The 10,043-nt window shown below is 65.6% G+C and carries 11 protein-coding genes and 1 tRNA gene; 5 read left to right on the forward strand and 7 right to left on the reverse strand.

Annotated elements, in window-relative coordinates:
• Positions 1-48 precede the first annotated feature (48 nt).
• From VDP82_RS08490 to VDP82_RS08515, 6 genes are all read right to left on the reverse strand, one after another.
• Positions 49-501, reverse strand: a complete 453-nt coding sequence (locus tag VDP82_RS08490; protein ID WP_323014417.1) for a hypothetical protein — start codon at positions 499-501, stop codon at positions 49-51.
• A 66-nt stretch (positions 502-567) separates the two neighbouring features.
• Positions 568-643 (reverse strand) — tRNA-Ala (locus tag VDP82_RS08495).
• 75 nt (positions 644-718) lie between these two features.
• Positions 719-1,732, reverse strand: coding sequence for an NAD-dependent epimerase/dehydratase family protein (locus VDP82_RS08500; protein WP_323014418.1), 1,014 nt, complete (start codon positions 1,730-1,732; stop codon positions 719-721).
• Positions 1,733-1,743: 11 nt separating this feature from the next.
• Positions 1,744-2,748, reverse strand: coding sequence for a Gfo/Idh/MocA family oxidoreductase (locus VDP82_RS08505; protein ID WP_323014419.1), 1,005 nt, complete (start codon positions 2,746-2,748; stop codon positions 1,744-1,746).
• Positions 2,749-2,805: 57 nt separating this feature from the next.
• Entirely contained in the window at positions 2,806-3,633 is an 828-nt protein-coding gene (locus VDP82_RS08510; RefSeq protein ID WP_323014420.1) for a siderophore-interacting protein, read from the reverse strand.
• Between the two features lie 191 nt (positions 3,634-3,824).
• The gene (locus VDP82_RS08515; protein WP_323014421.1) at positions 3,825-5,138 is read right to left on the reverse strand and encodes an NAD(P)H-dependent oxidoreductase; all 1,314 of its coding nucleotides are present in this window, start codon (positions 5,136-5,138) and stop codon (positions 3,825-3,827) included.
• A gap of 164 nt (positions 5,139-5,302) precedes the next feature.
• Between VDP82_RS08515 and VDP82_RS08520 the strand changes: the two genes are divergently transcribed.
• Genes VDP82_RS08520 through VDP82_RS08535 form a run of 4 tightly spaced genes read left to right on the forward strand, consistent with a single transcriptional unit; the run spans position 5,303 to position 8,877 of the window.
• On the forward strand, positions 5,303-5,593 hold the full coding sequence (locus VDP82_RS08520) for an STAS domain-containing protein (protein WP_323014422.1): 291 nt from the start codon (positions 5,303-5,305) through the stop codon (positions 5,591-5,593).
• Positions 5,590-5,958, forward strand: coding sequence for a response regulator (locus VDP82_RS08525; RefSeq protein WP_323014423.1), 369 nt, complete (start codon positions 5,590-5,592; stop codon positions 5,956-5,958). Before VDP82_RS08520 ends, VDP82_RS08525 begins: the two co-directional genes overlap by 4 nt.
• Positions 5,959-5,995: 37 nt before the next feature.
• A complete protein-coding gene (locus VDP82_RS08530; RefSeq protein ID WP_323014424.1) occupies positions 5,996-8,335 on the forward strand; it encodes a chemotaxis protein CheA in 2,340 nt (779 codons plus the stop codon).
• A 53-nt stretch (positions 8,336-8,388) separates the two neighbouring features.
• The gene (locus VDP82_RS08535) at positions 8,389-8,877 is read left to right on the forward strand and encodes a chemotaxis protein CheW (RefSeq protein ID WP_323014425.1); all 489 of its coding nucleotides are present in this window, start codon (positions 8,389-8,391) and stop codon (positions 8,875-8,877) included.
• A gap of 114 nt (positions 8,878-8,991) precedes the next feature.
• On the opposite strand, the gene VDP82_RS08540 is transcribed toward VDP82_RS08535, so the two are convergent.
• The gene (locus tag VDP82_RS08540) at positions 8,992-9,345 is read right to left on the reverse strand and encodes a hypothetical protein (protein ID WP_323014426.1); all 354 of its coding nucleotides are present in this window, start codon (positions 9,343-9,345) and stop codon (positions 8,992-8,994) included.
• A 161-nt stretch (positions 9,346-9,506) separates the two neighbouring features.
• On the opposite strand from VDP82_RS08540, the gene VDP82_RS08545 reads away from it, so the two are divergent.
• Positions 9,507-10,043: chemoreceptor glutamine deamidase CheD (locus tag VDP82_RS08545; RefSeq protein WP_323014427.1), on the forward strand; the 537-nt coding region annotated here is incomplete at its 3' end.

Genomic DNA, 10,043 nt, shown 5'->3' on the forward strand with positions numbered 1-10,043 from the left:
AACCGGGTCACTTCTCAATGACAATCCCGGGTCAGTTCCTGGCGACAATCAACAGTCGATGCTGGCTCTGCCCTCCTGGATGCCCTCTTGCTCTAGAAAGGCATTTGCGGGGATTTCTGCGAAGACTGGTAACGGGAAGTCACTGGCGAGATCGGCGCTGATAGATTTGATTTCGTCCAGTAGCTGCCCCTGCATCGCGTCGGACAATGGGCCTTCGTTGTCGATGCGCGCTTTGGCATTGGCAACCAGCTTGGTGAAATGGTCGTGCACAAGCGCATGCAGTTCTTTGTGGTTCATCAGCTTGTGTGCGCCCCGTCCTATCAGCCCTTGGGCCAGATAGCGCAACGGCGTTGCAAGCCGCAATGCCTCACTTGGGTCACGGGTGCGTAGGGACAGCTTGATGCACAAGCCGTGCTGGCTTGTCTCTGCCTGCCTAGGAAGCGTCCAGCGGAAATAGAAAATTCCATGCCGGGACAGCTGCAAATAGGTCGGAATGAACAAGGATTTGTCTCACCTGATTGTCCCACCAGGCAAAACACATTGCTAAGTCCTTGATTTTCATCGGAATGGTGGAGCTGAGCGGGATCGAACCGCTGACCTCGTCATTGCGAACGACGCGCTCTCCCAACTGAGCTACAGCCCCATTCCGACCGCGTTCATATGGCGCGATCCGGGCGGTGGTGCAAGGGGTTTTTGCGGGGTGGGGCGAAATTGAGCGTCAGACGAGGCCGCGGGCGATCAGGCTGTGGGCGGTGGCGCGGGCGGCTTCGGCGGTCGAGATGAGGGGCCGGCCCAGGCGAGCGGGTGCGCGCGTGGAGACAAAGCGCTTGGGGGCGCCGGTTTCCTCGATATTGGCGCGCAGATCGGCGTCGAACAGCGCGGCGAGCCGGACCAGCCACAGCGGCAGGGTCCTGCGGGGAATGCGGTGCTCGGGAAAGGTCGGGCGCAGCATGGCGGCGATGTCGGGCAGACCATAGGTGCCCTCTGCGACGATGCAGCGCTCGCCGCCGGCGGCGGGGTCGGTCACGGCGTCAACATGCAGGGCCGCAACGTCGCGCACATCGGCGCAGCTGAGATGGAGCGGCGGCAGGGCCGGCAGGCGCCCGCCCAAGAGACGCCGGATAAGGAGCGCGGATGTGCCCGGATCGTCATCGAGCAGGGGGCCGAAAAGCACGGCGGGGTTGAGCACGGCGAGGTCGCGGGTGCGGCCGGCGGCGGCCATGAGGGCCCAGGCCTCGCGCTCGGCCAGGGTCTTGGAGCGGGCATAGGCATTGGCGCGGGGGCTGTGCGGATCGGTCCAGTCGGTTTCATCAAGCAACCGGCCGGGATCGGCATGGCCATATTGGATGGCGGCAATGGAGGAGGTGAGCACGACGCGCTCCACCCCGGCGGCGAGCGCCGCTGTCAGGGCGCGGCGCGTCCCCTCCACCGCCGGGGCGATCAGGGCCTGCGGGTCGGCGGGGGCGGTGAGAAAGAAGGGGGAGGCGGTGTGCTGGAGGAAGCGGACGCCGGCCATGGCCTCGGCCCAGCCGACATCGGACAACAGGTCGAGGGCGACGAAATCGAGCCGGGCGGTGTCGGCGCCAGCGCTGGCGAGGCTGGCGCGAACGGCGTCGGCGCGGCCCATATCGCGCAGACTACCGCGCACGGCATAGCCGGCCCGCAGCAGGGCCAGCGCGACATGGCCGCCGAGAAAGCCGGATATGCCGGTGAGGAGAACGGCGTCAGCCATGGCCGGAGCGATCAGACCCGTGCCCAGGCGCCGGTCTTTTCGCTTTCGAAGATGGCGTCGATGATCTTCATGGAGGCGATGGCGTCTTCCACGCCCCAGGGAAGCGGCTTTTCGCCCAGGGCGGCGAGGGCGAAGGCCTCGGCCTGCTCGGTATACTGGTCGCAGGCGGGCAGGATTTCGCGGCGGGCGAGCGAGCCGTCGGCGGGCGAGCCGGTGTCGATGGTGATGGCGGTGCGCTCATCGGCCGGGGCGTTGAAGGGGATGACGATTTCGAGCTTGGCCTTGTTGCCCAGAACCTGCACGCGCTGATGCGGGGTGGCCTGGGTGGAGCAGATGAAGTTCAGCTGCCGGCCGCCGCCGAAATCGGCGATGACGCTGGCCAGCCGGTCGGTGCCGAAATTGGGGTCGCGCTCGACCAGGGAGACGACGCGGGCGGGCTCGGCCTCGAAGAAATAGCGGGCGGCGGTGATGGGGTAGCAGCCGATATCCATGATGCCGCCGCCGCCGATATCGGCCTGGTTGCGCACATTGGCCGGATCGACATTGTTATAGCTGAAAACGGCGTTGATGGCGCGGATCTCGCCCAATTCGCCCGAGCGGATGATGTCGCGGACGCGCTGCCACTGAGGATGGAAGCGCACCATGAAGGCTTCCATGACGATGCGGTCGGGCGGGCACTGGCGCAGTTCTTCAGCCTGCGCCGCGCTCAGGGCGATGGGCTTTTCACACAGCACATGCTTGCCGGCCTTCGCGGCGGCCAGCGTCATGGGCACATGCAGGTGATTGGGCAGGGGGTTGTAGATGGCGTCGATGTCGGGATCGGCCAGCAGGGCCTCGTAGGAATCGTGGGCGCGGGCAATGCCGAGGCGGGCGGCGACGGCGCGGGCCTTTTCTCCGCTCCGCGAGGCGATGGCGACCACCTCGGAATGGGCCGATTTCTGGATGGCGGGGATGACTTTCTGCATGCCGATATTGGCGGTGGACAGAATACCCCAGCGAATCTTTCTCGTGGCCATAGCGAGCCCTCCTTTTCCCCCGAGCTTTAGCTGGGGCGGGAGGGCGCGCCAAGCCATTCAGTGGTCTTCGTGCGCGTCGGCGACGCCCAGCCGCCAATAGCCGGCGGCCTTGATATAGGCGGGATCGAAGCCGCGTTCCTCGGTGAGATGGGCGCGCAGGGCCTGGGCCATGGCCGCCTCGCCGGCGATATAGGCATAGGCGGCACCGAGCGGGAAGGCGGCCGTGCGCAGGGCGTCGAGCAACAGTGAATTGTTGCCGGCGGGCAGGCCCTTGCGGTGGACGTAACGCAGGGTGAGGGCGGCTTTGGTCTCGAAACGCTGCTCCTCGGCTTCGTCCTCCACCTCGATGACGGCCAGGATCGGGGCGCCGGCGGGCAGTTCCTCGATGCGGCGGCCCAAAGCGGGCAGGGCGGTCTCGTCGCCGGCCAGCAGATACCAGTCGAAGGCGGCGGGAACGACCAGCGAGCCGCGCGGCCCGCCGATGACCAGCGTGCTGCCGATGCTGGCGGCGGCGGCCCAGCCCGAGGCAGGACCATCGCCATGCAAAACGAAATCGAGCTCGATCCAGCCCTCGGCGACATTCCAGTAGCGCGGGGTGTAGTCGCGCATTTCCGGGCGCTCGCCGGGGGCGAATTCGGCGCCGCGCGGGCCGATGGGCGGGGTCTTGGGCTCGACGCCCTCGGGGAAGAAGAAGGCCTTGATGTGGTCGGCATGGCCCAGCGAGGCAAAGCCGGCCATGTCGCCGGTGAGGCGGAAGCGGCGCATGCGCGGGGTGATGTCGGTTATCGCCTCGACGGTGAGCAGGCGCATGCGGGTGTCGTGGCGGACACGCAGGGGGGCGCGGGGATCGGCGGGGGCGGACGGTTCGGACACGGTTTCGGACATGAGATCAATTTCCTGAATAAGCCAGTCAGGAATTAATGGGCGGGGGCGGAGAATGCAACAGGGGAGAGGGTTGAGGCATTCGAGAGCGGCCTTCACATCGGGGCTTCCGGCGCTCCCTGGGCCTTTTGGAGGCGGCGCCTTGGAACAAGGCCCCCTCACCTCTCCGCCAAGGGAGAGGTGAGGGGGAACGCCTAGAGGCCCAGCATGGCGTCCTGGGCTTTTCTGAGGGCGTAGAGGCGGGTGGAGGTGTCGGGCTGGCTGTTGGCGGCGGTCAGCAGCTCGCCCTTTTTCACCGGTGCGGTGACCTTGCCGCCTTCGAGCAGGCCGACGGGCACTGCGCCTTTGGCGCCGGCGTCGGTGACGGTCATGGCGTAGGAGCGATAGCAGGTCTCGCCGATGGCATCGAGGAGATCACCCGGCTTGAGATCGCGCTTGGCCACGGCGCAGACTTCGGCGACCGGGCGGGGCAGGGGCACCATGTCGGGCTTGCCGTGCAGCATGATGCGGGCGCAGGTGAGCGGCACTTCCAGGCTGGTGAGGTGATAGGGGCGGAAAAAGCCGTAATAGGGGCCGTGCCCGATATGCAGATCGTCCAGCCGCTCGATGATGCGGGGATGCTCGGCCTTGACGATGACGAAGACGCCGGGGGCGACGCCCTTGCCGACGGTGAAATCGACCACGCCCATGCGGTTGAGGATGCCGCCATCCTCCCGGGGGATGAGCACTTTGGCCATGTCGTCGCGGTCGGCGGCCGGGCCGTGCATGCCCGGAATGTCGGGCACCAGGCCGGTGGCATTGGCGATGGCGCACATTTCCACCGCCGTCTTGGAGCCATCGACGAATTCGACCAGCATGCGCGGGTTCATGTTCCGCCGCTCGGCTTCCGCGCGATAATCGTCGGGCACGGCGTCGTGCCGGAGCGGGTTGTTCTTGCCCTTGCCGGCGGCGACGATGGGCAGGCCCAGGGCCGAGACGAACTCGATCAGCTCCATGCAGGAGGAGGGCTCGTCGCCCGCGCCGACGGAATAGACCACGCCCAGCCGGTCGGCCTGGGCTTTCAGATAGGGGCCGATGGTGACGTCGGCCTCGACATTCATCATCACCAGATGCTTGCCATGTTCCATGGCGAGCAGGTCATAATCGGCGGCGACGCCGGGCTTGCCGGTGGCGTCGATCACCACGTCGATATTGGGCGTGGTGACCAGGGTCTGGGCCGAGGTGATGGCGATCTTGCCGGCCTCGATGGCGGCAGTGGCGGCAGCGGGGCTGTCGGCCTCGCGGCCCTTGGAATCCTCGCCATAGGCGATGGTCATGGCGGCAAGCGCGGTATGGGGGCGGCGGGTGGCGATGGCGGCCATCTCGATGCCCTTCATCAGGCTCATCTGGGTGACGAGGTCGGTGCCCATCTCGCCCGAGCCGATGACGCCCACCCGGATCGGCTTTCCCGCCTCGGCGCGGGCGGCCAGGTCACGGGCAAGGCCGGTCAGGGCAATATTGGCGGTCATGGCAAATCCCATCCTGATGTCTGGATGGTCTGGTAGCCCCATGGCGGCGGGCGGGCAAGAGGCCGCCGCCCCGATGCGGCATCTGGACCGCCAGGGTTAGCGATTCTTAAACCGTTCCCATGGAAACTGGCGCGTGGAGAAGACTCCGGGGGCACTCATCCGTCATGGCCAGCAAAGGCACCACATCCGTTACCCTGCCAGAAATCATCGATCTGGATTCGATCGATGCCATCCGTGACGGGCTGATCGATGCCATCGAGGAGGGCGCGATCTGCATCCGGGCGAGCGGGGTGGAACGCGTGTCCACCAACGCGCTGTTCCTGCTGATCAGCGCCGCCGAGACGGCCCGGAGAAACCATTTCGAATTTTTTATCGAGCAGCCGAGCGCGGCGCTGACCACCGCCATCGAGCGGCTGGGTCTGGGCGCCCAGTTTTCCGGATTGATGAGAGAATGAAGACTTTGCGCGTACTCACGGTGGACGATTCCCGCACCATCCTGGCCATGCTGCATCACACCCTTTCCAATGCCGGATTCGAGGTGTTGCAGGCCGAAGACGGCAAGCAGGGCCTGGACGTGCTGCAGAGCGAGGATGTCGACGTGGTCATCACCGACATCAACATGCCGGTGATGGATGGCATCGAATTCATCAAGCATGTGCGGGCCACAGGCCAGCACCAGAGCCTGCCCATCCTGATCCTCACCACCGAAACCAGCCAGGACAAGCGCGACCAGGGCAAGGCCGCAGGCGGCACCGGCTGGATCGTCAAGCCTTTCGACCCCGAAAAGCTGATTTCGGTCATTCACCGCGTGGTCCACTAGGCTTTCGGATAAACCCAGAAGGGTTGGATGTTTTCGCATGAGCGATCTCGACGACTTCAAGGCGACCTATTTCGACGAATGCTCCGAGCTTCTGACCGAGCTTGAAGAGCAATTCGCCGCCATCGAGGCCGGAGAGCGCGACGCCGGCCGGCTCAATGCGGTGTTCCGGGCCATCCATTCGATCAAGGGCGGGGCCGGGGCCTTCGGCTTTTCGGCGCTGGTGGGCTTTGCCCATGCCTATGAGACGCTGCTCGACTATGTGCGCGACGGGCGCGTGGAGATGAGCGACGACGTGGTGACGCTGTGCATCCGCGCCAACGACATCGTCGCCGATCACGTCAAGGCGGCCCAGACCGGCGAGGCGCTGCCGGCCGATTACGGGCTTGAGGAAAAGGAGCGCTTCGACCTCCTGGCGCGCGGCGAGGCCGCGGGCGGGGACGAGGACGGCGAGCCGCTCGACGAATTCGACATCGATTTCACCCCGGTCATGGTCGATCTGGGCGCGCCGGCGGGCGAGGCAGCGGTGGAGGATGTGTTCGACGCCCTGCCGCTGGTGGCCGAGCCCGGGCATTGGGAAATCCGCTTTACCCCGCACCGGGCGCTCTATGCCCGCGCCAACGATCCCCTGCTGCTGTTCCGCGAACTGGCGGCGCTGGGCGAGATGCATGTGCGGGCGGTGATGAGCGAGGTGCCGCCTCTGGCCGATTTCGAGCCTTTCGCGGTCTATTGCGCCTGGGAGATCACGCTGGTCGCCCCCGATGTCAACGAGGCGATGATCCGCGAGGTCTTCGAATTCGTCGAGGGCGATTGCGATATTTCAGTGGCCCAGCTGGGCGCGCTGGCCGAGCTGGACGAGGCGCCGGTGCTGGCCGCGCCGATTGCGCCCGAGCCGGATGCCGCCGACGAGGCCGATGCCGAAACGGCGGCGCTGCTGGCGCTGGCCGATGACGAGGTGGCCAATCTGCTCGATTTCGGCGCTGTCGCCCCGATCGTGGCCCCAGCCGAGCCGGTGGCGCCCGCCGCCCAGGCCGAAGAGCAAAGCGATGCCTTCGAGGAGGCTCCGCTGCCCAGCTTCGCCGAGCTTGCCGCATCGATCGAGCCCAGCCCGGTGGCGCGGCCCGCCGCTCCCGCCGCAGCGCCGATGCGCAGCGCCGCGCCCGCCGCGGATGGCGAGGAAAATGGCGGCAATCGCAGCGTCGGCGTGCAGTCGATCCGCGTCGATCTCGACAAGGTGGACCGCGTGGTCAACATGGTGGGCGAGCTGGTCATCACCCAGTCCATGCTGACCCAGCAGATGGATGAGACCCTGCGGGCGCGCTATACCGAGCTGGTGCGCGGGCTTGAGGTTCTGGCCCAGACGACGCGGGGCTTGCAGGATTCGGTGATGGCGATCCGCGCCCAGCCGGTCAAATCGGTGTTTTCGCGCATGCCGCGCCTGGTGCGCGAGCTGGCGGCCAAGACGGGCAAGAAGATCAAGCTCGAAACCATCGGCGAGAATACCGAAATCGACAAGACGGTGATCGAGCAGCTTTCCGATCCCCTGACCCACATGATCCGCAACTCGGCCGATCACGGCATCGAAAGCCCGGACAAGCGCCTGGCCGGCGGCAAGACGGAATCGGGCACGATCCGGCTTTCGGCCGAGCAGGCGGGCGGCAATATCCTCATCGTGGTCGAGGATGACGGCGGCGGCATCAATCGCGAGAAGGTGCTGCAACTGGCGCGCAACAAGGGGATCGTGGCCGCCGACGTACAGCCCACCGACGAACAGATCGACCAGCTCATCTTCGCCCCGGGCTTTTCCACCGCCAGCGAGGTGAGCGATATTTCCGGGCGCGGCGTCGGCATGGACGTGGTGCTGTCCAACATCAAGAAGATCGGCGGCTCGGTGCATGTGCGCAGCTGGACCGGCAAGGGCTGCCGGATGACGCTGCGCCTGCCCCTGACCCTGGCCGTGCTCGACGTGATGCTGGTCAAGGTAGGCGGCTCGCCCTATGTGGTGCCGCTGTCCTCGATCGTGGAAACCATCCAGTGCTCGCGCGCCAGCTTCGAGCGGGTGCCCAGCGGCGGCCAGGTTTTGCAGGTGCGCGGCGAATATGTGCAGGTGATCGACCTGGCGCAGCGCTTCGGCATGACCTGCGAGACCGATGCGGACAACCGTTTCGTGGTGCTGTGCGAAACCGAGGGCTCGGCCAAGGTGGCGCTGGTGGTGGACGACATCATCGGCCAGCAGCAGGTGGTCATCAAGAGCCTGGAAGAGAATTTCGAGAGGGTGGACGGCATCGCCGGCGGCACCATTCTGGGTGACGGCAATGTGGCGCTGATCGTGGACGTGCAGGGGCTGAAAAGCACCATCGTCCACCAGAACGCGGCATAGCGGCGACAAGACAAACGCATGGCCGGCCAGAAGGCGGGCAGAAAGGCATAGAAATGGAAGCGCTGAACCTGCGGGAAGACATGGGCGAAAAGACCGGCGTCGCCGGGGCCAATTCGCTCCAGCTCATCGCCTTTTCCATCGGCGAGCAGACCTATGGGGTGGAGATCACCACGGTGCGGGAAATCCGCGCCTGGAACGGCGCGACGCCCCTGCCCAATACGCGCGAATTCGTGCGCGGCGTCATCAATCTGCGCGGCACCATCGTGCCGATCTTCGACCTGCGCGCCCGCTTCGGGGATGGGCAGACCTCGCCCACCAAGAATCATGTCGTGGTGGTGATGAGCGTGGGCGACAAATGGGTCGGCATCCTGGTGGATGCGGTGAGCGACATCCTGACGGTGAGTCGCGACGACATCCACAACGTGCCCGAAGGCAATTCCATCGATACCGAGCTGCTCAACGGCATCGTCACCCATGACAGCCGCATGGTGGGGCTGATCGACCTGCATGCCGTGGTCAGCGGCGCCAAGATGGACGGCTGAGCGGGTTTTCACAATCCGATTTTCGGAACGGGCGTCCCGCGGGGCGCCCGTTTTGTCTTTGGGGAGCACCCACTCCCGTAACGGGCGAGGAAGGAACCGGCGGATGGGGAGGATTCAGAACAGCTCGGCGTCGCCGTGGCTGGGATGGCTGGCAATGCCGGAGAGGGAGGGAACGCGCAACTCGTCCAAGGTGAGGCCGGCCCAGATCTCGTCATAAACGCTCTGGGGCGTATTGGGGGGCAAAAGCGCGAACTGGCGGACGGCAACGGCCATGTTGCGGCAGCGCTGCTCGATACGATCCTGCCCCTGAAGGGCCATGACGATCATCTGCATGGCCAGGGCCACGCTGGGGTCGCGGGCTAGGTTCCGGTCGGCCAGCAGCGTCAACGCGTCGGTAATGCCATCCAGCATGGTGGCGGTCTGACGCGCCGTCTCGTCGAGTTCTTTCGCTAGCTTTTGCAGTGACATCATTAAATCCAAGCCCAGGCAGGGGCACCCTAGCGCAGTATTTCTAAAGCTCTTATTGCCGAGCCCGGCAGGCGCACAGACCTTGAGCAGCGTGGTTAGCGATTGGATAACATCTTGCCGGTAAGCTTCGAAAGCATTGCGCCTAAGGTAATTTTCTAGAGATGGTCCTGCCGAGTTCCCTGCCGCCTGAATTTGACCGCGGCGTCGTCACGACAGTGCACCAGGGTGACTGCCACGTCTCGGCCGACAAGGACCTGACCTATTCCACCGTGCTGGGCTCGTGCATCTCGGCCTGCGTGCGCGACCGGGTGGCCCGGGTGGGGGGCATGAACCATTTCCTGCTCGCCGAACAGTCCGGCTCGGCCCGGGACCGCTATGGCGCCTCGGCCCGCTACGGCGCCTTCGCCATGGAACAGCTCATCAACAAGGTGCTGAGCCAGGGCACGGGCAACAAGGCCAATCTCGAAATCAAGGTGTTCGGCGGCGGCAAGATCAATTCGGTGCTGGACGATGTGGGCCGCAAGAATATCGACTTCGTGCACCAGTTCCTGGCCGATGAAGGCTATGTGGCGGTGAGCGAGGACCTGGGCGGCACCTATGCGCGCCGCGTGCTGTTCAAGCCCCATTCGGGGCGCGCCTTCGTCAAGCGCCTCGACAGCGAGGCCCAGGACAATGTGGTGCGGGACGAAGTCGCCTTC

Origin of the sequence: Devosia sp. (assembly GCF_034675085.1) — a bacterium.
Classification (GTDB): domain Bacteria; phylum Pseudomonadota; class Alphaproteobacteria; order Rhizobiales; family Devosiaceae; genus Devosia.

What these genes read in the sequence shown, in the direction of transcription:
- VDP82_RS08500 (WP_323014418.1), bottom strand. Translation starts at nt 1,732, where the DNA reads ATGGCTGACGCCGTTCTCCTCACCGGCATATCCGGCTTTCTCGGCGGC.
- VDP82_RS08505 (WP_323014419.1), bottom strand. Translation starts at nt 2,748, where the DNA reads ATGGCCACGAGAAAGATTCGCTGGGGTATTCTGTCCACCGCCAATATC.
- VDP82_RS08510 (WP_323014420.1), bottom strand. Translation starts at nt 3,633, where the DNA reads ATGTCCGAAACCGTGTCCGAACCGTCCGCCCCCGCCGATCCCCGCGCC.
- VDP82_RS08515 (WP_323014421.1), bottom strand. Translation starts at nt 5,138, where the DNA reads ATGACCGCCAATATTGCCCTGACCGGCCTTGCCCGTGACCTGGCCGCC.
- VDP82_RS08520 (WP_323014422.1), top strand. Translation starts at nt 5,303, where the DNA reads ATGGCCAGCAAAGGCACCACATCCGTTACCCTGCCAGAAATCATCGAT.
- VDP82_RS08525 (WP_323014423.1), top strand. Translation starts at nt 5,590, where the DNA reads ATGAAGACTTTGCGCGTACTCACGGTGGACGATTCCCGCACCATCCTG.
- VDP82_RS08530 (WP_323014424.1), top strand. Translation starts at nt 5,996, where the DNA reads ATGAGCGATCTCGACGACTTCAAGGCGACCTATTTCGACGAATGCTCC.
- VDP82_RS08535 (WP_323014425.1), top strand. Translation starts at nt 8,389, where the DNA reads ATGGAAGCGCTGAACCTGCGGGAAGACATGGGCGAAAAGACCGGCGTC.
- VDP82_RS08540 (WP_323014426.1), bottom strand. Translation starts at nt 9,345, where the DNA reads ATGTCACTGCAAAAGCTAGCGAAAGAACTCGACGAGACGGCGCGTCAG.